Below are 23,294 nucleotides of genomic sequence, written 5' to 3' on the forward strand. Positions count from 1 at the left end.
ACTAAAGGAATAACTATGGATTCTTTCGAAATATCAAATTTAAAAAGCTTTAAAAACACTGGCAAGATAAAAATAAAACCGATCACAATATTTGTCGGAGAGAATAGCTCAGGCAAAAGCAGCATACTACGATCAATACCGCTATTCAAACAGAGCATGGAAGAAAAGACGCTTGGGAGTATATTGTGGTCAGGTAAATATGTGGACTTTGGAACATTTACCGAATCGCTAAACATGCTCGCCCACAAAGAAGATAGCGTAGACAACAAAGAAATTTCATTTAAGTTTGACTACAAAACCACCTCAATACAAAGACGGAGAAGTCAAAAAGAAAGCAAAGAGGTAATACCTGTAAGCTTAACGATCAGTGTAAGCGAAGAGGAATATGATAGCAAAAGCTACACCCTACTCACAATAAAAATTCACAACAATGTCATTAGCATTAAAACAAGGCCTAATTCAAAGCCTGAAGAAATCATAATAAATTCACATAATTTCACAAAAGAAATCCTCGAAAATTATGTGTTTTTCAAAGATTTTTCTGTTATTCCATCCGCACGTAGATACTATCAAATGGAGCGGGAGAATAGAAATGTTGTAGCATCAATGCTAATGTCGAAAATTAAAGAAATAACGCATCACCGAACATCAGAGAAAACAATAGAAAATATAGCGCAATATTTTAAATATGATTCCGATCATGTGCTATTACGACAGCTAAAGAGCTCATATTTAACTGGAGTACATGGCGCACATGTTACAAGCACATGGAACCCTGAAACCGAAAGATTTAAAGCAATTAAGAATCTAGTAATTGCAAACAATCTTGCAGACATTCTCGATTCAGTTTCACACTATTTTGTAATGTTTTTCCATGAATCCCGTTACATAACTCCACTGCGAGCAGCTGCAGATCGTTATTATCGAATAAAAAACATTTCTATTGACCAACTAGATCCGAACGGTAGCAATTTGGCGATGTACTTGAACGCCATGAGACCAACCGACATTGAAGAGCTAAACCATTGGCTGAAAAGGGAATTAAAGTTCAAAATAAAAATAGAGTCGACAAGAGGACATGCTTCGATTTTTATCGTAGATGAAAATGAATCAATCACAAATATTGCTGACAATGGTTTTGGTTTTTCACAAATATTGCCAATATTAATACAAGTTTGGCACGTAACCAATAGTAAGAACAAAAGAACGGCATGGATGAACATTCCAACATCAATAGTAATTGAACAACCCGAGTTACACCTTCATCCTAAGATGCAATCTAAGGTGGGAGAGGCGCTTTGCAAAACAATAGAAATTGCTAAGAACTCCGGAATTGACTTGCGCTTACTTATTGAGACTCATAGTGAACAAATAATTAACTCGATTGGTCGAAGTATTGAAAACAAAACAATAACAAAAGATGATGCCGGCATTTATTTGGTGGAAAAAAAGAACTTCGCTTCAATTAGAGAAGCTCACTACGATGAAGGCGGGTTTTTGAACAATTGGCCGTATGGCTTTTTTGATGGAGAGTGATGTGCTATTTCACATATCCAAATCCATCGCAGAAAACATTGCAAATAATGTTAACTACGTAGAGTCAATTGATTTTGTACACAGCTTGATTGAAGCCAGAAAAAAAGGATTAATCTTAGTTTCTGCCCATGAGATGACGCTAGATATTATTTTCCACCACTTGGCTGCCCAAGGAAACAATAGGGCTGCAGAAATAATTAGAAAAATAAAAATTAAACAGCGTCAAAAAAAATCACTTCTAAAATCGTTAACAAAAATCATTTATGTTACGGGGAAAACCACAAAACCTAGAAAACTAGGAAATTTACTTGTGGTAAGTTGCAACTCAATAAACAAATCAAACTTCCTTTATCCTCCATATTTACTGGCGGAAAATCTGTCTGACTGCGAGTTTTACTCGACGGTAATAGCGGATAATTTTTTTGATGATCAATGTTTTGACTTGTCTAGATTAAAAACTCATAAGTCAAGATATACTGGCGGCGGTGGCAATACGATATCAAATCAGTACGATTATTACAAAAATCAAGGACTTGACCTCTGCCTTTGTATTGCAGATTCGGATAGAAAATTCCCGCAAGATGGACTAGGCGACACTGCCAAATTCATAGTGGATTCAGATGCAAAAAATCCCAGTAATTATTGCGAGGCAATTATAATAAACACATACTCCATTGAGAACATTCTTCCAATTAAAATAACAGAAATGGAATACATAAAAGACAAAGGGAAAGATCAAATAGAAGAGTTCAGTAAAATAAAAAAAATATATGATGATGTCAGCTGGAAATTCTTGCCTTTAAAAAAGGGAGTGGCTGGGGCAGATTTAAAATCTCAAACACCCTATTCCAATTACTGGAATGGTGTGTTAGAAAAATTAAAAATAAGCACAAACTGCTGCTCTCAGGATAAATCAAACTGCAACTGCAAAATTGTACCAAGCCTTAGCAGCAAGCTGCTTGCTTCATTATTATCCAATAATACAATTGACTGGAGAGAGGCGCTATCCAACGAGGAAAATGAACACATGAGAGACACCTACAGAAAAATCGTATTGAATGTAAAATCCTGGTTATGCACCGGCGAAGTAATGCGTTCCTAGAGGTGTAATTTATTACTCCATAAATGCACACGGCTCTCTTTTGTAATTACTTGGCAAGTGGAGGATTTACTCCACTTGCCGTCAAATTCAATATCTACAGGTGCATTGGGGCGACAAATATGCCACTTAATTTTTTTGTCATTCTGGTAATTAATTGGCATTAATGATGCCTCGCCTTGGATGAAGTTCGTGATCAATTAATCCACGCAGAATGCGGAGGCAAAAAATTTTCACGTGGAGATTTTAGTGCTTCGACTGGAAGATAAAAAGTTACCACGCATAACTTGTTTATAACATTAAGAAAATAATAGGATTACAGCTAAGTGTAGTCCCTACCAGAGCGCTTACTCTTTTGACTGGAACATAAAAAATAGCGTTGAGTTCCAGTTACCTGCTTCATCCCCCTTGGCACGCCAACACAAACAAAAAAGCCACCCTCCGGTGGCTTTTTTGTTTCCCACGTCCACGACCACAAGCAGCACACCGCAGAAAGCAGAGCGTCATGACGACGACTATGCTTCATACAGAGTCCCGCTCACCACCCTGCCGGCAGTTGCCATCGGTGCTTTACTGAACCCAGCCGGCATGCGATAACAAGGCACGCGGATCGCAGGTCACTCCTAGCGGCCACAGCACAAGCCTGGGTGAGCATGGCGTTAGCACCCCGAGTGTTTGAGTTGATTACCCATCCGTTTCTTATCCAAATCTCACTGGTGAAAAATCGCCATGGATAACTCCGAAGTCAACCTCAAACTGAGCCACAGCAAGCCTCACAGCCTCGTTCGCCGGTCGTTATTCCTGCTGGCGTTACTACTGGTCGGGCTGGCGGTTTATCTGATAGTGGAAGAACTGCAAACATCGCGACTGCAGGCCCAGTACTTTTCCCGGATCGCCCATGACGCCAGGTTCGAACTCAAGCCAGGCAGCAGCAAATCCATCCGCTACCCCACCGCCAACGGCCCCTACGATCTGCGGCTAGGTTACGCTGGCATGCCAACCTTTCTGCAGCGGCTGAACACACGCGGCTATACCGTCACCGCCCAGGCAGAACAGTCAGCTGGCATGACGGCATTGGCAGACCACGGCCTGACCGCACCACTACTACCGCTGGGTCTGTACCTACCCTATCGCGAGAAGGATCAGGCGGGGCTGACGCTGTACGACAGCTTTAACCAGCCTATCTACCAGGCACATTATCCGCAGCGCGTGTATCCGGATTTCGATGCCTTGCCGCCACTGCTGGTCAGCGGGCTGTTGTACATCGAAAACCACACCCTGCTGGACCAGGAAAATCCGCTGCGCAATCCGGCGGTGGAATGGTCACGCTTTACCAAGGCACTGTTCGACAAAGGCGTACACCTGCTTGATTCCGGTTATCGCCCGGCCGGGGCCAGCACCCTGGCAACACAGATCGAGAAATACCGCCATTCCCCCGAAGGACGCACCGCCTCGGACCAGGAAAAACTTCGCCAGATGCTTTCCGCCTCGGTTCGCGCCTATATGCACGGCGAGGACACCACCCAGGCCCGGCGACAACTGGTGCTGGCCTACCTCAATACCGTGCCGTTGGCCGCACGCTCGGGCTATGGCGAGATATCCGGCATCGGCGATGGCATGTGGGCGTGGTATGGCCGCAGCTTCGAGCAGGTAAACCGGGCACTGGCCGGCAATTCCACCACGCTGGCCAGCGAGCGCGCCACGGTCTTCAAGGAGGCGCTCAGTCTGATGATCTCGCAGCGCAGCCCGTCTACCCTGCTTAACGGCGACATGAAAGTGCTGGAAGGAATGACCGATGCCTACCTGCGGCTGATGGCCAAGGACAAGGCAATCACCCCCGAGCTGCGCGATGCCGCACTGAAGGTCTCGCTGCGACAGCAACGGGAGCTGGCGCGCCCCGCCAGTGCCCCGCCCATCAAGCAGAAAGGTGCCAATGCAGTTCGCATCAAGCTGGCCAACCTGCTTGGCGTGCCGCGCATGTACGACCTGGACCACCTCGACCTGAGCGCCAGCAGCACGCTGGACTTCCAGCTGCAGCAGGACATCACCGCCGAGCTGATCAAACTGCGCGATCCGGAATACGCCAAGGCGGCCAACCTGCTTGACCAGCACCTGCTGCAGCAAGGCTCGCCGCAAGGCGTGACCTACAGCTTTACCCTGATCGAGCGCACAGCCGACGGCAACAAGGTGCGGGTGCAGGCAGACAACTTTGACCAGCCATTCGACATCAACGAAGGCGCCAAGCTGGACCTCGGTTCCACTGCCAAGCTGCGCACACTGGTGACTTACCTCGGCGTAATCAACGAACTGCACCAGCGCTACGGCGCGATGGACAGCCAGCAGCTGGCCGCCATCAAGCTCAGCGGCAAGGAACCGCTGCTGCAGCGCTGGGCCATCGACTACCTGCGCCAGACGCCGGACCACGATCTGACCGCCATGCTGGAGGCCTCTCTGCTGCGCACCTACTCCGCCAGCCCGGCCGAAAACTTCTTTACCGGTGGCGGGATGCACACCTTCAACAACTTCGACAAGAATGACGACAGCAAGATACTGACCGTGCGCGAGGCCACCCGCCGCTCCGTCAACCTGGTCTACATCCGGTTGATGCGCGACATCGTCCGCTACTACATGGCACCGGCCAACGCGACCGTCGATGATGCCGCCGCGCGCAAAGACTATCTGCAACGCTTTGCCGACCGCGAAGGCCGCACCTTCCTCGCCGGCTTCTACAACAAATACCGTCACAAGACACTGGCCGAAATCGACACCCTGCTGGTCGAACGCGCCCGCCAGAGCCCCAAAAAGCTGGCGGTGATCTTCCGCAGCCTCCAGCCGGAAGCCGATATGGCGCAATTCAGCGCCTTCCTGTCCCAGCATCTGACCGCTGCGCAAAAGCCGGATCAGAAAACCCTCGCCAAGCTGTATGACGAGTTTGCCCCCGGCCGCTTCAACCTGGCCGACCGCGGTTATCTGGCCAATGTGCACCCGCTGGAGCTGTGGCTGGCAAGCTATCTGCATCGCCACCCCAATGCCGGCTGGTCCGAACTGGTCAGCGCCAGCACCCAGCAACGGCAAGAGGTATACCAGTGGTTACTGGAGGGTAAAAACAAGGCCGGACAAGCCACCCGCATCAGCGAGATAAAAGAGATCGATGCCTTCAAGCAGATCCACAAGACCTGGCAGCAGCTTGGCTACCCGTTCGATTCGCTGGTGCCGTCCTATGCCACCGCCCTTGGCGCCTCTGCCGACCGGCCGGCATCGCTGGCCGAGCTGATGGGCATCCTGTCCAACGATGGCGTGCGGTTGCCAGTCGGCTATCTCGACACCATCCACTTTGCGGCCAACACCCCGTACGAAACCAAGCTGGCAAAAACTGCGGCCAACGGCAACCGGGTGCTGCCGCCAGAGATTCCGCAGGTCGTGCGCAAAGTATTGTCCGAGGTGGTGGACCAGGGTACCGCGCGCCGCGTCTCCGGCGCCTTCGATCTGGCGGATGGCACCCACATCCTGGTTGGCGGCAAGACCGGCACCGGCGACAACCGTTTCAAGGTGTTTGCCAAGGGCGGCGTGCTGACTTCGGAGCGGGTAGTCAGCCGCTCCGGCGCGTTTGTGTTCTATATCGGCGATCGCTACTTCGGCACCTTGGTCGCCTATGTCGCCGGCCCGCAAGCCGCCGATTACCAGTTCACCAGCGCACTACCGGTGCAAATCCTGAAGGTGCTGGCCCCCACGCTGAAGAAGCGGCTGACACTGCGTAACAGCCCGGCAGCGGAGCAGACACCACAGCCGGTCGCCAGCAGCCAGAACGACCGGCGCCCGTTCCGGCAACTGCCGGGTTTTGCCATCAACTGAGCGCCGTGCCGGCGCGGCCAACCAGCCTCCGGCGGCCCGGCAATCCTCCGTGAGCACCCGGGATACTGCCCCCCTGTGCGGCCGGCAGGTTGGCCGCACAGTCGCTGCCGCCACACCGCTAATGGCAACACAGAGTCAGCCCTGCCTCCCGTGCCGGAAAAGCCGGAGCAGCCAGCCGCGCCACACTATAGTGAGGAAATAGCGGCCTGCCCGGCTTGCGCTCTCCCAGATGTGCGGCCGCCGCTGTCGGCGCCATGACTGCCGGCAAGCTTGCCTCACCCACACCCTGGACCAGCCCATGCGCAACGCGCTTGCCAATCACCGCGTCAACCTGGCCACCATCGCCAGCTGGGCCATGTTCAGCCGCGGGCTGGCGCCGGAGTTTCCGCCTGCCGTCAACAAACAGCTCAACCAGATCAAAGGCCCGGCCCGTGCCGACGACAGCAGCATTCGCGACCTTAGCGGGCTGATGTGGTGCTCCATCGACAACGACGACTCGCGTGATCTTGACCAGCTCACGGCGATCGAGTGCCTGGCCCACGGCGCCAGGCGGGTGTTTGTCGCGGTAGCGGATGTCGATGCCCTGGTACCCAAGGGCACCGCCATTGACGAGCATGCCCGCCTTAACACCACCACGGTCTACACCTCGGCGCGCATCTTTCCGATGCTGCCGGAGCGGCTGTCTACCGACCTGACCTCGCTCAACGTCAATGAAAACCGGCTGGCTCTGGTCAATGAAATGGCATTTTCCGGCGATGGCATCCTGGCACACGCCACGCTTTACCGCGCCATCGTCAGAAACAAGGCACAGCTGGCGTATGACGCGGTATCGGCCTGGATTGAAGGTGACGGCGAACTGCCGGAAGCCGCCCGCGGCATCGCCGGCCTGCCGGCCTCCTTGCGCATGCAGGATGAGCTGGCGCAGAAGCTGCGCGTGTTGCGCCGGGCGCAAGGCTCGCTGGAGTTCGAGACATTTCAGCCCAAAGCCCTGTTCCAGGGCGACCGCATCACCGAGATCCGCCAGCAGCAGCAAAACCGTGCCCGCCAGCTGATCGAAGAACTGATGATCGCCACCAATGGCTGTACCGCGCGTTTTCTGGCCGAACAAGGCAGCGCCTCGCTGCGCCGGGTGGTGCGCTCTCCCGAGCGCTGGCAGCGCATCGTGGAAGTCGCCCACGACTATGACGTAACCCTGCCCAAACAACCGGACGGCCCCGCACTGGAAGCTTTTCTAGCCCGCCAGCACAAGGCTGACCCGCTGCACTTTCCCGATTTGTCGCTGGTAATCGTCAAACTGATGGGGGCTGGCGAATATGTTGTCGAGCGCCCCCATACCCTGGCTATCGGCCACTTTGGCCTGGCTGTGCAGGACTACATGCACTCCACCGCGCCCAACCGCCGCTACCCGGACCTGATCACCCTGCGCCTGATCAAGGCCGCGCTGGCCGGCCACCCGCCTCCTTACAGCAACGAGGAACTGGAAGAGCTGGCCAGCCACTGCACCGCCCAGGAAGATGCCGCCAAGAAAGTGGAGCGCCAGCTGCGGAAATCCGAGGCCGCACTGCTGTTGCACTCCCGTATCGGGCAGAAATTCGATGGAGTCGTTACCGGGCTGGGCGACAGCGGCAGCTGGGTTCGTATTTTCGATCCGCCCGTCGAGGGACGCCTGCGGGGCACCCTGCCAGCACTAAAAGTGGGCCAGCTACTGCGGGTACAACTGGTAGCCACCTCGGTAGAACGCGGCTTCATCGACTTCGAGTTACCGCATCAGGCTGCGCGCTAGCCGATATTGCCCGCCACCGGCAGCACCCTATCGTCTACAACGGATTAACAGCGGCACTTTCGCCGCCAGCCAGCAACATGGTGGCCGGCGCCGCACCACAGGCGCCGCCGCCGAGCAATACGCCACTAGTTTGGCATCAACAGGTAACTGTGATGCCCACCATTGCCAACACCTCCGCAGCAAGCACCGCCCCCACCGGCCCCGGCTTTCCCGTAGGCTGGTCGGTAGAGTCACGCTTGCGGCTGGCAGACTCGCTATTCAATAACGACAGCATCGCCATCTGCGTCACCGATACCGCGGAACGCATCGTCGACGTCAATCCGGCACTGTGCCAGCTCACCGGCTTCAAGCGCCAGGAACTGCTGGGCAAGACGCCACGGGTCTTCAGTTCGCACTTTCACGACAAACTGTTTTTCGAACAGATCAAACAGGCACTCGCCACCAGCGGGCAGTGGCGTGGCGAGATATGGAACCGCCACCGCAATGGCGGGCTTTACGCCGTCCGGCTGGATATTGCCGCCGTGTACGACCAGCAACAGGACATTACCCACTATGTCGGGGTGATGCTGGATATCACCCAGCGCAAGCTGCAGATGCAGGCACTGGAGAAAAGCGCCCACTTTGACACCCTGACCGGTCTGCCCAACCGCCAGCTGTTCAGCGACCGCCTGCATCAGGCCATGGCGCATGGCAGACCGCAGCGGCACCATGCTCGCCATCGGCTTCCTCGACCTGGACGGTTTCAAGGAAATCAACGACCAGTATGGCCACCAGGCGGGCGATACCGTGCTGCAGGAGGTGGCCCGCCGCATGCAAGCCTCGATCCGCAGCGGCGATACCGCCGCCCGCTTTGGCGGTGACGAGTTCGCTGTCCTGCTGTGGGGCTTGCAGCAGCAAACCGAGTGCCACCATCTGCTGGAGCGCATGTTGCAGGCCGTGCGCCAGCCGATCCCGCTGGAGCAGGACAGCGTGCAGCCGGCCGTCAGCATCGGCGTCGCGCTGTATCCGCTGGACGCCGCTGAGCCGGATGTCCTGCTGGCGCTGGCCGATACCGCGATGTACCAATCCAAAACCACGGGCGGCAACCGCATCAGCTACCACTCTTAGCCATTGCCGGCGATCGGTACCCATCCCTACCCCCGGGAGCACTTCATGATCTTTACTTTTCACTCGCAGGCGGCAGGCAACCTGCTGATGTTCCGTAGCGACGCCGAAAATGTGCTGGCCTTGCTGGGCAAGGATGCCAAGCAGAGCAAAGGCGTGATTGCAGTGGCAGAAATGCCGGACGCCATCGTGACACTGCAACAAGCCATCCAGCACAGCCAGGCCCTGGCAGCAATACCGGAACCGGAACCCAAGCCGGAACAAAGCGCAGAACAGCAGCACAACAAGGACAATAGCGACGCCAAACCGGCAGAGACACCGGTCGCGTTTTATCAGCGCGCCCAGCCGTTGCTGGAAATGCTCAAACTCTCGCTGCGCGAAAACAAAGCCATCACCTGGGGGGTATGAAGCGGCACGGGTTGGCCGCAACGTGCTATTGCCAGCGCCCATCCTCCCTGCCCCCCGCAACGGCCGGTGCGGCCAACCTGTAGCCGGTATTGCGCCGGCTGCAGTCACAGTCCAGAAACCCTGCGCTGGTGTGCTATCAGCCCTCCCTCCCCCTTTCTACGATGGTGACAGCCTGACGGCTGACAACCATAAAAGGGAGAGACATCGTGGCAAGCATCATCAATGAAAGCGGGGCGCACAGCGACCCGGACTTTACCCGCGGGCCGGTTCCGGCCGCAGCCCGCATGGGACGGCTGGGCCTGAGCATGGCCTGGTGGTCGGTGTGCAGCGCCATGTTCTGGCTGGTGGTTTCCGCCACCCTGGCACTGAACTACGGCACGGTGAACACGCTGATCGGGCTGGCGCTGTCGGCGGTGTGCTATAGCGCGATCAATGCGGTAATCAGCCGCTACGCCATCAAGAGCGGGCTGTCGGTGGCGCTGTTCTCGCGCACGCTGTTCGGCCAGTCCGGTTCGGCGCTGGCCACGCTGATCTTCTTTGCCACCGCCATCTACTACGCGGTGTTCGAAGGCTCGGTGATTGCGGTGGCGATCCAGAACTATTTCCCCTCACTCAGCATCGAGCAGGCCTACCTGCTGGTGGTGGTGTACAGCGTGCCGCTGGTGTTCGGCTCGGTGCAGCGCTGGCTGGACAAGCTCAACGGCGTGCTGCTGCCGTTCTATCTACTGGGCTTGGCCGCAGCGGTGATTCTTACCATCAGCGAGTTCGGTTACAGCGCTGCCTGGCTGCAACTGGCGCCGGCCGGCGGCGCCCCGGCCGACGGCTGGGGGCACTGCTTCAGCTACTTCATGGGGGTGTGGATCCTGATGATGTACACCTGGGACTACGCCCGCTTCGGCCGCGAGGAAGACAGCGACTACCACGCCCGGCTCAACTTCGGGCTGCCGTTCTACCTGTTTACCTTCCTGCTCAACGGCATGGCCGGCATCTTCCTGGCCAGCAGCATCCCGACCAGCGGCGGGGTGAGCGAGGTGTCGGTGGTGCTGGCACTGCTCAAGCTGATGGGCTTTGCCGGCCTGGCCTTCGTGTGGGTCAGCCAGACGCGCATCAACACCGCCAACTTCTACCTGGCGACGATAAACATGCAGAGCTTCTTCGACCGCGCTTTTGGCATCCGCCTGCCCAAGGTGGCCTGGGGCGTGGTGGTGGGCGGCATCGTCTACCTGCTGATGCTGGGCAATGTGTTCAGCGTGATCCTGCAGGCGCTGGCCTACCAGGGCATTTTCGTGGTGGCCTGGGTGGGCATTGCCCTGGCGCACATCCTGCTGGGGCTGGGCGCCAGCGTGGATGACGGCACGCCGGCCATTCGCCGCGAGGGTATTACCAGCTGGTTCGTGGCTACCGGTGTCGGCATTGCGCTGATGGAAGTCGGCGGCACGCTGGCCGGCTTCTCCGCCCCGGCGACCTTTGTGGTGTCCTTCCTGCTGTATCGCTATCTGCAACGCGCGGCCGCCAGCCGCGAAACCGTGCTAGATCGCGCGCAATAAGCTTCGTTCGCTCCTCGTTAGCCCCGCCCAGTGCGGGGCGTTTTTTTTTTTGCCGCAACTCATGCACGCACAGACCAAGCATCCTGCGCTGTGGTGCAAGAGCCGTGTGCGGCAAGGGCATAAGGTACAGACACAAGGCCGGCAATCCCCCGCCGGACCAAGCCCCTTGCGGCCAACCTTGCTGGCCGCAGGACAAACGGAGACGCACCATGACGCAAGCCCCTCACCACGCCGGCCGGGTAGACCCGATCACCCTGGCCGTGATACGCGGCGCGCTGGAAACCACGCAGCGGGAAATGACGCTGACGCTGGAAAAAACCGGCCGCTCCAGCGTATTCAACCTGGCGCACGACTACAGCAATGCGCTGTTCGACCACCTGCCGGAGATGATCCTGCAGGGCCAGGACATACCCATCCACCTGGGTTCGCTGATTCCGGCGATGAAAGCCGTGGCCGGTTTCTTTGGCGACGACATCCACGAAGGTGACGTGATCTACCACAACGACCCGGCCTACCAGGGCAGCCACATCCTGGACTGCTGCATGTACAAGCCGGTGTTCTATAACGGCGAGCTGGTGTTCTGGACAGTGTGCAAGGGCCACCTCACCGACATCGGCGGCCCGGTGCCAGCCGGCTACAACCCGGCGGCCAAGGAAATCTACGCCGAGGGCCTGCGCATTCCGCCGGTGAAGCTGTGGGAGCAGGGCCGCCGCCGTGACGACGTGGTGAACCTGCTGCTGTCGAACATGCGCGCCCGCCGTGACCAGGAAGGCGACCTGAACGCCCAGTTCGGCGCCTGCCGCGTGGGCGAGCGCAACCTGATCGCGTTGCTGGACAAATACGGCGTTGACACCGTGCGCGCGGCCATTGCCGAGCTGAAGGACATGGCCGACCGCCACATGCGCTCGCTGGTCCGCTCGATTCCCGACGGGGTGTATCACGGCGAGGCGGTGCTGGAAGACGCCGGTCACGGCCTGGGCGCACTCACCATCCGCACCACCGCCACGGTGAAGGATGACACCGTGCACATCCGCGTCGACAGCCCGCCGCAGGTGCCCTACTTCATCAACTCCTACGCCGGCAACTCCATGTCCGGCATCTACCTGGGGCTGATGATGTTTGCCCAGGTGCCGCCACCGTACAACGAAGGCCTGTACCGCTGCGTCAGCGTGGACCTGGGGCCCAAGGGCACGCTGTGCAATGCGGTAGAACCGGCGCCGCACGTTAACTGCACCACCACGCCGATGGAAACGCTCACCGACGCGGTGCGCATGGCGTTCGAGGCCGCCGCGCCGGAGCGCGTCACCGCCTCCTGGGGCCACGCCAGCGGCATCAATATCGCCGGCATCAACCCGGCCACCGGCGAGCAATACGTGACCATGGTGCTGGCGTCCATCATTTCCGGCGCCGGCGCCACCCGCTACATGGACGGCTGGCACGCCTGCGGCCCGCTGTGCTGCTTCGGCGCGCTCAGCTCCGGTGACATCGAACTGCTGGAATACGCCTACCCCATCATCATCCACCGCTACGGCCTGCAGGAAGACAGCGGCGGCGCCGGGCGCTACCGCGGCGGCAGCGGCACGGTGTGGGAGGTGGAACCGATTGACCACGAGATGACCATCATCGCCTTCGGCGAAGGCCGCCAGATCGGCACCATGGGCGCCGCCGGCGCGGTGGACGCACTGCCGGAACGCAAGCTGGGCCGGCTGGAAATCGACAAGCCGGGCGAGCACATCGTGCACCGCCAGAACGTGATCACCACCATCCAGCCGGGCGAGCGCGCCCGCAATGTGAACCCGGGCGGCGGCGGCTACGGCCTGCCGTGGCAGCGCCCGGCCGAGGAAGTGCTGCGCGACGTGTGTAACGGCCTGGTGTCCATCGACGCCGCCGCCACCGAATACGGCGTGATTCTCGACAGCTGCGGCCAACATGTGGATGCCGCCGCCACCGCCGCTGCCCGTCAGCGCATGAACCAACAGGGAGTACAGGCATGAAACAGCGATTCCGACTGGGCGTAGACGCCGGCGGCACCTTCACCGACTTCGTACTGGCAGAAAAAGACGGCCCGCTGCGCCTGTTCAAGAGCCCGTCCACCCCGGACGACGGCACCCGCGCCATTGCCGCCGGCCTGCAGCAGATGGCCGAGGCGCTGGATATGTCCGCCAGCCAGATCGTGCAGAACTGTGACCTGTGCATCAACGGCACTACCGTGGCGCTGAACGCGCTGATCGAGCTCAAGGGCGTGAAAGTGGGCCTGCTGTGCACCGCCGGCCACGAGGACAGCATCGAGATCCGCCTTGGCCACAAGGAAGAAGGCTACCGCTACGACGCCAGCTACCCGCCGGCACCGCAGCTGGTGCCGCGCCAGCTGCGCCGCGCGGTGCGTGGCCGCGTGCTGTCCGATGGCAGCGTGCATGAGCCGCTAAACGAAGACGACATCCTGGCTGCCATCGAGGTGTTCCGCGCCGAGCAGGTGCAGAGCGTGGCGATCAGCTTCGTGTGGTCGGTACGCAACCCGGCGCACGAGCGCCGCGCCCGCGAGCTGGTGGAGCAGCACCTGCCCGGCGTGTTCGTGTGCTGCGGCAGCGAGGTCTACCCGCAGGTGCGCGAATACACCCGCACCTCCACCACGGTGGTAAACGCCTACCTCAGCCCGGTAATGGGCCGTTATGTGCAGCGCATCGACCAGTTCTTTGCCGAACACGGCGCCCGCGCCCCGGTGCGCTACTACCAGAGCAACGGCGGCCTGGCACTGGGCACGGTGATGCGCGAACGCGCGGTGAACGCCATCAACTCCGGCCCGGCCTCGGCGCCGCAGGCCGGGCTGTACATCGCCAAACCGTTCGGCATCGACAACGTGATCACCGTGGACATGGGTGGCACCTCGTTTGACATCACCCTGGCCAAGGGTGGCCAGACGCAGCTGAACCGCAACTTCGACTTCCTGCGCCACCGCATCGGCGTGCCGATGATCCACGTGGAAACGCTGGGGGCCGGCGGCGGCTCCATCGCCCACATCAACACCTTCGGCATGCTGGAAGTGGGCCCGCACAGTGCCGGCGCCACCCCGGGCCCGGCCTGCTACGGCAAGGGCGGCGAGCAGGCCACCGTGACCGACGGCAACCTGGCGCTGGGCTATCTGCGGCCAAACGCGGTGCTGGGCGGCACCATCCGCCTGGACCAGGATAAGGCACGCAACGTAATTGCGGCCAACGTGGCCGAGCCGCTGGGCATCAGCGTGGAAAAAGCCGCATTCGGCATCAACACGCTGGTGAACATGAACATGGCCAACGGTATCCGCCGCATCTCCATCGAACAGGGCTACGACCCGCGCGACTTCGCGCTGATCTGCGCCGGTGGCGCCACCGGCATGCACATCACCGCGCTGGCCGAGGAACTGGGGGTGGAAACCGTGCTGGTGCCCAAATCCGCCTCCTGCCTGTGCGCCTTCGGCCAGGTGATCTCCGACGTGAAGTACAACTTCCTGGCCAGCGCACCGATGCGCCTGCACCGCGAGGCGGACCTGGCCGAGCTGAACCGGCTGTTCGCCGACATGGAACAGCGCGGCCGCCAGCTGCTGCTGGACGACGGCTTCGATGCCGCCGACATCCGCGTGCACCGCAGCGTGGAAATGCGCTACATGGGGCAGATTCACGAATGCACGGTGGACATTGCCGGCGGCGAGCTCACCGCCGCCAGCGTGGACGCCATCCTGGCGGCGTTCCATGCCCGCCATGAGGCGCTGTTCACCTACAGCGAGCCGCACAACCCGGTAGAGCTGGTGAACCTGGAATGCACCCTCACCGGTCTGGTGGACAAGCCGGCGCTGCCCAGCCTGGCACAGGACGCCGACAGCATTCGCGACGCGCATGACGGCTTCCGCCCGATGCTGTTCGACGACAGCGGCCGCTGGGTGGAAACCCCGGTGTACCGTGGCGAGCAACTGCTGGCCGGCAGCCGCATCGTCGGCCCCGCCGCCATCGAGGAACCCACCACCACTGTGGTGATTCGTCCCGGCTGGCAGGCGGAATTGCACACTTCCGGCACATATAAACTGACGCGCTGGGCCGAATAGCCGATGATTTAAGAGCCTGTTCAACGTCTTTTCGCGGTTGCGGCCGGATTCTGCCGGATGCAGCGCCAGGAGAAGCTCCCGCCGCAGTGTCATTCACTGCCAGGGAGATTCGACGCCGTGATGCGCCGACAGAACCCGGCCCCGCAGGGCTGGCCCGGCAAACGGCCATCTGCGGCGTTGGCCGGTTTGGCCTTAGAACGACTAAGGCCGGCACCGTCCGCCTGGCATCTGACCATTTGCCGGGCCAGCGCAGTCGCGAAAAGACGTTGAGCAGGCTCTAAGCAGCAAGACCGCAGCCGGCCCCGTGCCGGCTGCCGCGCTGCCGAACCCGTTGCCATGACGACGGGCGGAGCGATCCGCAGCGCGATACCAGAGGAGACAAGCATGAAGCAGCATTACAGCACCGCCGGTTCAGGCCCGATCGAGCGCATGCGCAGCTGGCAGGACGTGATCCGCAGCACCTATTTCGACCTGCAGCTGGATTTTCGCGATGCGGCCAACTTCGAAGCCTGCCTCACCCGCTGGAGCCTGGGCGAGCTGTCGCTGTCGCGCCTCAGTTCCAGCCCGCTGCGCTACCGCCGCAGCAGCGGCGAAAGTGCCGACAGCCGCGACGAGCAGTTCCTGGTGTCGCTGCCACGGCAAAGCGATATCCGCTTCAGCCAGATGGGGCGCGATGCGCACTGCGCCCCCGGCCAGTTCCTGCTGGAACGCAGCCTGGACCCGTACGAATTCAGCCACAGCCGCGACAACAATCTGTGGGTGCTGAAGATACCCGGCACGCTGCTACGCCATCGCCTGCGCAATCCGGAGCGCTTCTGCGCGCTGACTTTCGACGGCAGCAGCGGCATCGGCGCGCTGTTCACCGGCTATGTCAACGCGGTGGGCAGCCAGCTGGAACAGGGCCAGGAAGTGCTGCACCCGCTGGTGGGCCAGCAGTTGCTGGAGCTGTTCGTCGCCTGTACCGAAAACAGCCCGGCAGTGCTGGATTCAGCAGGCTCCGGCGTGCGAGCCGCCCACCTGCAGCGCATCGAACAGCATGTGCGCCGCAACCTGGCCGATACCAGCCTGGACCCGGAACAGATTGCCCGTGCCTGCCGCATTTCCACCCGCTACCTGCACGACCTGTTTCGCGACACCGGCCAGACTTTCAGCCACTGGCTGCGCGAACAACGGCTGGAAGGCGCGCGCCAGGCACTGGTACGCCAGCCGCGTTTGAGTCTGGCTCAAATCGCCTATCAGTGGGGATTTACCGACCAGTCGCATTTTTGCCGGGTTTTCAAACAGCGCTACGGCATTACGCCGCGCTCGGCACGCGAGCAGCAGTTGCAGCTCCATCACTAAAAAATCATTGCAATCAGCACCTTGCAAACCAAAGCTTGCAAAGCCACAGAAAAATGCAAAAAGATTGCAGAAAAACGCTTGACGACAATTATCGCTCACGTTAAAGTGCGCACCTCTTCGCGATGCAGCGATGCAAAACGAAGAACCTGTGGGGGTATAGCTCAGCTGGGAGAGCGCTTGCATGGCATGCAAGAGGTCAGCGGTTCGATCCCGCTTACCTCCACCACAGTCCCCATCGTCTAGAGGCCTAGGACACCGCCCTTTCACGGCGATAACCGGGGTTCGACTCCCCGTGGGGACGCCAATCTGGGGGTATAGCTCAGCTGGGAGAGCGCTTGCATGGCATGCAAGAGGTCAGCGGTTCGATCCCGCTTACCTCCACCAGATAAAGAAAAAACCGGTCTTCGTGACCGGTTTTTTCATTTCTGCCCTGCTCCACCGATTTTCGTCACCCCACGCCACATCTCAGGCTGACAGGCTGCGCTCGCTTTCTTCCAGGCTAGCGGCCAACTGCTGCCAGTCATCCGGCTCGGCACTGTGCTGCAACACCCGCAACAGGAAGTGGCAACTGGCAAACAACGGCCGCAATCGCCCCCGTGCCTCATCCTGTTGCTGCGGTAACTGCTGCCGTAGCCGCGGCCACAGCATGACCAGTCGCGCCAGCACTGCCGCCACCTGCTCCAGCTCGGCAAACAGGCCATGTGCCGGACGTCCGCCGGCGAGCAACGCCCGCTCCTTCAGATCATCGATTCGCTCTTGCAGCAGCCGCAGCAGTGCCGCGAGCTGGGCCTGCAACTGCTCCGGCATAGCATCGCGCGCCGGCTGCCCATCCGGATCCAGCACCAGGGCATGCTGCGCCAGCAGGCTGGCATGGAAGTCACTCCCCCGCTCGGCCAGCGGCTGCGGCAACGCATGGCGGGGTAATGGCGGATGCGGCAGATGCTCGCTGACGACACCAGACGGAGTTACCGGATCAATACGCGCCATCTTCTCTCCCGCCCTGCCGCCACAGCGGCCAGACTAGAAACCGAACAAATGCCCCAGCTTGGCCTGCTTGGTATTCAGGTAGTGATCGTTGTACTCATTGCGGCCAACCTGCAGCGGCACACGCTCCACTACATTGATGCCGGCCTGCTGCAAGGTTGCCACCTTGCGCGGATTGTTAGTCATGATGCGCACGGCCGGCACATCCAGCAGCGACAACATTTCACGGGCAATGCGGAAGTCGCGCATGTCGGCAGGGAAGCCCAGCTGCTCGTTGGCCTCCACCGTATCGGCACCACCATCCTGCAGCTTGTAGGCGCGAATCTTGTTCAACAGCCCAATGCCGCGCCCTTCCTGGCGCAGATACAGCAAAACACCCCGACCTTCCTTGGCGATGGCGTCCAGCGCCGCTTCCAGCTGGAAGCCGCAATCGCAACGCAGCGAAAACAGCGCGTCGCCGGTGAGGCACTCGGAATGCACCCGTGCCAGCGGCGCCTCGCCTTGCAGCTCGCCCAGGGTCAGCGCCACATGCTCGCGGCCGCCCTCTTCCTCGAATCCGTGCATGTCGAACACGCCGAACGGGGTCGGCAGCCGGCAGCTGGCCACCAGCGTAACGCGCGGCGCCTTATCGGTTTGACTCAAAATGAACTCCGGTTATCCATGACAGCAGCGGCATGGTAACGACCGCGACTGCACCTACAAAGCGCAATGTTTTGCAGGCTTTATCAAAAATTTTCAACAGGGGTCGCAGCCAACGCTGCAAAGGGTTGCGCCAATGCCAGCGCCAGAGCGGCCAATACTGCCTGCCGCTGTTCATCAAAAAATCCGGCGCTGCCATCTTCGGCATCCAGGATGCCCAGCACCGTGCCGTCAGCATCCAGCACCGGCAGACACACCTCGCTCTGCACCTTGGGGTCACACTCGTAATAGGCGCCACCAGCCTGCTGCCAAGCGCGCACGTCGGCAATGACCGCACCCTTGCCACTCAGGCCAACCCGACTGTTGTTGCTGAACAGGGCAAAATCATCAGTCAGCGGGAATTCGGCACGACTGGACAAGCCGCGATACGCCAGTTTCACCAGCCGCGGCAGGCCGTCACGCTCGAAACGGCAGTACACCCCGAGCCAGTCGGCCGGCACCAGCCGCAGGGTTGCCTGCACCAGGGCATCCAGCGCACGCAACTGCTCTTCCGCAGCACTACTGCGACCACCCAGCCACGGCGAGATGTCGTATGGCTCGGCCTCCAGCTCGTCTACCAGCGAACAGCTGCCACCCTCTCCCAGTTTGGGCACCCGGTAACGGTAAAGTTCATCCGCTCCGCGAGGTTCCACCGCCTGCGTCAGCGCTTGCTGCAGCGCGGCAACGCCTTGTTGCACCACGGGTAACGACAGCGCCAGTCCGGCGTGCTGAAGATAGGATGCGGCATACTGCATGGTTGGCCACTCCGGCTAAGTAATTTAGTCGGGTATTATCGCCCTTTTTCGCCCCCGAACTCCAGCCATATACCCGACGCCGGCCGGAAAAACCATCGCACCCCAGCCGCCCCGGCACAAAAGACTGCGGCCAACCTGCCGCAGAAACGGAAGGTTGGCCGCAGTCCAGTCAAGCCGCCATGACCTCAACGGCTTGCCATCGAAGATCAGGCCACCGCCGGCGCCGGCGAGGACACCAGCCAGCAGTGCTGCTCCATATTGCGGGTGACCAGCCGGTTGCGGCCATTCTGCTTGGCCTGATACATCCGGCTATCGGCCAGCTCCAGCAGTTGGCGCCAGTCATTCACGCCATCTTCCTGCCACTCGGCCACCCCGATGCTGGCCGTCAGCGGCTCGCCATCCGGGCGCAAGCCCAAGCCACCCTGGCGCAGCCGCCCCAGCGCATGCACCGCCTGGCTGGCGGTAGTGTTGGGCAACAGCAGCAGGAATTCTTCGCCGCCCCAGCGCACCAGCACATCGCCCTTGCGCAATTGTTCCACCACCAGTTCGGCCAGCGTTTGCAATGCGCAGTCACCGGCATGGTGGCCAAAGCGGTCATTGATGCTCTTGAAGTGATCGATATCGATGAAGGCCACGCTGAGCGGACTCTGGCAGCGCATCGCCAGCGTCGCCTGCAATTCCAGCACCTCTTCGCCACTGCGGCGCGAGAAGGCACCAGTCAGCGGGTCACGTACCGCCTGCTGCACCAGCGCAATCATGAACGCCAGCTGGCTGATACAGGCCAGCGCCGCCACGCCGGCAATCAGCACCTGCAACCAGAAACTCCCCCAGAACGACGGCCAGTCCACCGAGGTCCATTCCAGCATGCCGCCCAGAATGTGGGCCGCCAGCGCCGGCAGCGCAAAACCGATACATTCGGCCAGCGTCAGCGGAAATATCGCCAGGCCGGCCAGCAGCACGAATGGCAGGAAGGCATAGCCGGTGCCGATGGCTGCCGAAATCCCCTGCAGATGATGGTTGAGCAGCAGCAGGTGCGATACCACATAGAACACCGACGGAATGGCAAACAGGCAGGCCATGCCCCCCCATGCCTGCAGCAGGGTACTGCCGGCACGGTAATGCCGGTGCAAGGCCATGAACGCCAGCGATGCCAGCAGTCGCGCCACCGCCAGCTGCCAGCTCAGCGCCAGCGGCAGCACCAGCAAGTCGACGACAATCCACAGCGGCGTCAGGATGGCAAACAGACAGGCAACCAGCCGCACCCGATTGACGATAATGCGGGCACGCCTGCCGTTCATCAGCGGCATGTGGCCATACGGCGACAGCAGCCAGCGCGCCTCGCTGTGATTCACCTCTCCGGGCAACAGGCCTACCAGCCTGAGCCACAACTGCCTGGACAAACCACCCATCAGTCATCCCTCCTAGGACAAGCCAAGCATTATCAGTAGCTCCCCGCTCCCGATGTTTGCCCGAAGTCAACTAGCAGCCATTACAGGCAAAACAAAACCGGCGACACCACAAGTGCCGCCGGCCACACATAAAACGCCCGTTTTAAAACGCTTAACTATAGATAAAGTGCGCGCGTTTCACATTGCACAGCACTTCATAGCTGATGGTGCCGGCCTTGGCCGCCACCTCGCCGACACTGATGCTGTCGCCCCACAGCTCCACCTCGCTACCGATACCGGCCTGCGGCAAATCGGTGAGGTCCACCGTCATCATGTCCATCGACACCCGGCCGATCACCTGGCTACGGACGCCGTCGATCAGCACCGGACTGCCGGTAGACGCCAGTCGCGGATAACCGTCGGCGTAGCCACAGGCCATCAGACCGACACGGGTTGGCCGCGAAGTAATAAAGGTCGCGCCATAGCCCACCGGCTCGCCGGCAGCAAGCTCGCGCACCCCGAAAATACGGGTAGTCAGACGCATTACCGGCTTGAGGCCGGCAGCGGCGGCATCGTCATCCGGCAGCGGCGAGGAGCCGTACAGCATGATGCCTGGACGCCCCCAATCGCGGTGTGCGCCCTTGTGGATCATGATTCCGGCAGAGTTGGCCACACTCACATCGCCAGCCAGCCCGGCGGTCGCGGCATCGAATGCGGCAATCTGCGCAGCGGTGGCATCGCAACCCGGTTCGTCGGCGCGGGCGAAGTGGGTCATCTTGACGATGCCATCCACCTTGCCGCTCTGCAGCAGGCGCTGGTAGGCGGCGGCATAGTCGGCGGGGAAGAAGCCGGCGCGATGCATGCCGGAATCCATCTTCAGCCATACACGGTACGGCTTGTCGGCAGGAGCGGCCAACAGCATTTCCAGTTGCTCGCGATTCTGCACCACCAGCCACAGATCATGCGCCTGCACCTCGGCCAGCTCGGCAGCCTCGAACACCCCTTCCAGCAACAGGATCGGGCCCCGGATACCGGCCGCGCGCAGTTGCAGCGCTTCTTCCAGACAGGCAACAGCAAAACCGTCGGCAATATCGGCCACTGTCTGGGCGCAGCGTACCGCGCCGTGGCCATAGGCATTGGCCTTCACCACGGCCAGCGCGCGGCCACCGTGACGCTGGCGCGCCTGCAGGTAGTTGTGACGAAAATGATCAAGTCGGACGTTGGCAATCAGGGGACGCATCGTTTCGTTCTCGGGAAATAGGCCGCTACCGGCCATAAAAAAACCTGCCACGTACTACGGTGGCGGCAACGCCGGAACAACACCGGCATTGCCACATCAGACCGCGATACGGGGCAGGAATTCAGGCGCGAATCAGGCCTTGGCCAGCGTCGGCTGGAACATCGGCACGACCAGGGTCTGGCCGCTCTTGGCATAACGCTGCATGGACAGGCCATCAATGCTGATTTCCGGCTGTGCACCGACAATCTGGTCGGCCAGTACTTTGCCGGAGCCGGCACACATGGTCCAGCCCAGCGTGCCGTGGCCGGTATTCAGCGACAGGTTGCCAAAACGGGTGCCACCGATGATAGGCGTGCCATCCGGCGTCATCGGGCGCAGGCCAGTCCAGAACTCGGCACGGGACACGTCGCCCCCCTCCGGATAAAGATCGGTCACCACCATTTCCAGCGTGGCGCGGCGTTTCGGATTCAGGCTCAGGTCGAAGCCGGCCAGCTCGGCCATGCCGCCAACACGGATGCGATCATCGAAACGGGTAATGGCGATCTTGTAGGTCTCGTCCAGCACAGTGGATACCGGCGCGCCAGCAGCATTGGTGATCGGCACGGTCAGCGAGTAACCCTTGACCGGATAAACCGGAATATCGATACCCAGGGTTTTCACCATCTCGCGCGAATAGCTGCCGGTTGCCACTACGTAGTGGTCGGCGGTCAGCAATTCGCCTTCCACGCGCACGCCAGTCACCTTGTCGCCGTAAGTCTGGATACCGTCGATGCTCTTGCCCCACAGGAACTTGACGCCGTTGGCCGCACACATTTCGGCCAGACGGGTGGTGAACAGCTGGCAGTCACCGGTATCGTCGTTAGGCAGACGCAGACCGCCCTTGAGCTTGTGCTTGGTCTTGGCCAGCGCCGGTTCGATACGGGCACAGCCATCGGCGTCCAGTACCTGGTACTCCACGCCGCATTCCTTCAGCACTTCGATGTCCTTGCCCATCGCGTCAACTTGCTGCTGGCTGCGGAACAGCTGCAGCGTGCCGCCGTTGCGGCCTTCGAAGTTGATGCCGGTCTCGGCCTTCAGCTCGCGGATCTTGTCGCGGCTGTATTCGGCCAGACGCATCATGCGTCCCTTGTTGACGTTGTAAGCCTGGTAGTTGCAGTTGGCGAACATGCGCGCCATCCATTCCCACTGGTAGGTACTGCCATCAACACGGATCGCCAGCGGAGCATGCTTCTGAAACAGCCACTTCAGTGCCTTCATCGGGATACCCGGCGCAGCCCACGGTGCGGCATAGCCCGGAGAGATCTGGCCGGCATTGCCGAAGCTGGTTTCCAGCGCCGGACCCGGCTGACGCTCGATCACGGTAACGTCCACCCCGGCCTTGGCCAGGTACCAAGCAGTGGAAATACCCACTACACCACCACCCAATACGATGACTTTCATGTGCTCCTCCAGATCCCTGCATGACGGTTTGAATCCGTCTGTTTGCTATACATTCGACCACCTG

The 23,294-nt window shown here is 59.8% G+C and carries 16 protein-coding genes, 3 tRNA genes and 1 pseudogene; 14 read left to right on the plus strand and 6 right to left on the minus strand.

The window, feature by feature from the left end:
• The first annotated feature begins 15 nt into the window (after positions 1-15).
• The 14 genes and pseudogenes from HU218_RS08070 to HU218_RS08135 all read left to right on the plus strand — a co-directional run bounded on the left by HU218_RS08070 (position 16) and on the right by HU218_RS08135 (position 17,129).
• The gene (locus HU218_RS08070; RefSeq protein ID WP_174874427.1) at positions 16-1,536 is read left to right on the plus strand and encodes an AAA family ATPase; all 1,521 of its coding nucleotides are present in this window, start codon (positions 16-18) and stop codon (positions 1,534-1,536) included.
• Positions 1,514-2,638 carry a hypothetical protein gene (locus tag HU218_RS08075; RefSeq protein ID WP_174874428.1) on the plus strand — a complete coding sequence of 375 codons (1,125 nt, stop codon included), beginning with the start codon at positions 1,514-1,516 and terminating at the stop codon, positions 2,636-2,638. The genes HU218_RS08070 and HU218_RS08075 overlap by 23 nt, the downstream gene beginning before the upstream one ends.
• 726 nt (positions 2,639-3,364) lie before the next feature.
• On the plus strand, positions 3,365-6,487 hold the full coding sequence (locus HU218_RS08080) for a transglycosylase domain-containing protein (RefSeq protein ID WP_174874429.1): 3,123 nt from the start codon (positions 3,365-3,367) through the stop codon (positions 6,485-6,487).
• A gap of 298 nt (positions 6,488-6,785) precedes the next feature.
• Positions 6,786-8,270 carry an RNB domain-containing ribonuclease gene (locus tag HU218_RS08085; protein WP_174874430.1) on the plus strand — a complete coding sequence of 495 codons (1,485 nt, stop codon included), beginning with the start codon at positions 6,786-6,788 and terminating at the stop codon, positions 8,268-8,270.
• 152 nt (positions 8,271-8,422) lie between these two features.
• A pseudogene (locus HU218_RS17180) lies at positions 8,423-8,815 on the plus strand (PAS domain-containing protein); the annotation flags it as partial.
• A 142-nt stretch (positions 8,816-8,957) separates the two neighbouring features.
• Entirely contained in the window at positions 8,958-9,377 is a 420-nt protein-coding gene (locus tag HU218_RS08095; RefSeq protein ID WP_246210852.1) for a GGDEF domain-containing protein, read from the plus strand.
• A 45-nt stretch (positions 9,378-9,422) separates the two neighbouring features.
• Complete coding sequence (locus HU218_RS08100; protein WP_174874432.1) at positions 9,423-9,782, plus strand: DUF1840 domain-containing protein; 360 nt, start codon at positions 9,423-9,425, stop codon at positions 9,780-9,782.
• A 206-nt stretch (positions 9,783-9,988) separates the two neighbouring features.
• Positions 9,989-11,329 carry a purine-cytosine permease family protein gene (locus HU218_RS08105; protein ID WP_174874433.1) on the plus strand — a complete coding sequence of 447 codons (1,341 nt, stop codon included), beginning with the start codon at positions 9,989-9,991 and terminating at the stop codon, positions 11,327-11,329.
• A gap of 209 nt (positions 11,330-11,538) precedes the next feature.
• Entirely contained in the window at positions 11,539-13,323 is a 1,785-nt protein-coding gene (gene capB / locus HU218_RS08110) for a caprolactamase subunit beta (RefSeq protein ID WP_174874434.1), read from the plus strand.
• Positions 13,320-15,404 (plus strand): caprolactamase subunit alpha, encoded by a 2,085-nt coding sequence (capA, locus tag HU218_RS08115; RefSeq protein ID WP_174874435.1) that lies wholly within the window; start codon positions 13,320-13,322, stop codon positions 15,402-15,404. The genes capB and capA overlap by 4 nt, the downstream gene beginning before the upstream one ends.
• Positions 15,405-15,788: 384 nt before the next feature.
• Positions 15,789-16,745: an AraC-like ligand-binding domain-containing protein gene (locus HU218_RS08120; RefSeq protein ID WP_174874436.1), complete on the plus strand. Its 957-nt coding sequence runs from the start codon at positions 15,789-15,791 to the stop codon at positions 16,743-16,745.
• A 150-nt stretch (positions 16,746-16,895) separates the two neighbouring features.
• Positions 16,896-16,971: transfer RNA gene (locus HU218_RS08125), tRNA-Ala, on the plus strand.
• 2 nt (positions 16,972-16,973) lie between these two features.
• Positions 16,974-17,049: transfer RNA gene (locus HU218_RS08130), tRNA-Glu, on the plus strand.
• A 4-nt stretch (positions 17,050-17,053) separates the two neighbouring features.
• Positions 17,054-17,129 (plus strand) — tRNA-Ala (locus HU218_RS08135).
• Between the two features lie 81 nt (positions 17,130-17,210).
• Here the strand turns inward: HU218_RS08135 and HU218_RS08140 are convergent.
• From HU218_RS08140 to HU218_RS08165, 6 genes are all read right to left on the minus strand, one after another.
• The gene (locus HU218_RS08140) at positions 17,211-17,732 is read right to left on the minus strand and encodes a hypothetical protein (RefSeq protein WP_174874437.1); all 522 of its coding nucleotides are present in this window, start codon (positions 17,730-17,732) and stop codon (positions 17,211-17,213) included.
• A 33-nt stretch (positions 17,733-17,765) separates the two neighbouring features.
• On the minus strand, positions 17,766-18,371 hold the full coding sequence (ribA, locus tag HU218_RS08145) for a GTP cyclohydrolase II (RefSeq protein ID WP_174874438.1): 606 nt from the start codon (positions 18,369-18,371) through the stop codon (positions 17,766-17,768).
• An 83-nt stretch (positions 18,372-18,454) separates the two neighbouring features.
• On the minus strand, positions 18,455-19,162 hold the full coding sequence (locus HU218_RS08150; protein WP_174874439.1) for a GAF domain-containing protein: 708 nt from the start codon (positions 19,160-19,162) through the stop codon (positions 18,455-18,457).
• A 206-nt stretch (positions 19,163-19,368) separates the two neighbouring features.
• Positions 19,369-20,571: a GGDEF domain-containing protein gene (locus HU218_RS08155; RefSeq protein ID WP_174874440.1), complete on the minus strand. Its 1,203-nt coding sequence runs from the start codon at positions 20,569-20,571 to the stop codon at positions 19,369-19,371.
• A 151-nt stretch (positions 20,572-20,722) separates the two neighbouring features.
• Positions 20,723-21,790 carry an alanine racemase gene (gene alr, locus HU218_RS08160; RefSeq protein ID WP_174874441.1) on the minus strand — a complete coding sequence of 356 codons (1,068 nt, stop codon included), beginning with the start codon at positions 21,788-21,790 and terminating at the stop codon, positions 20,723-20,725.
• A 132-nt stretch (positions 21,791-21,922) separates the two neighbouring features.
• The gene (locus tag HU218_RS08165) at positions 21,923-23,230 is read right to left on the minus strand and encodes a D-amino acid dehydrogenase (RefSeq protein WP_174874442.1); all 1,308 of its coding nucleotides are present in this window, start codon (positions 23,228-23,230) and stop codon (positions 21,923-21,925) included.
• Between the last annotated feature and the right edge of the window lie 64 nt (positions 23,231-23,294).

The sequence above is a fragment of the Vogesella oryzae genome, assembly GCF_902829295.1.
Classification (GTDB): domain Bacteria; phylum Pseudomonadota; class Gammaproteobacteria; order Burkholderiales; family Chromobacteriaceae; genus Vogesella; species Vogesella oryzae.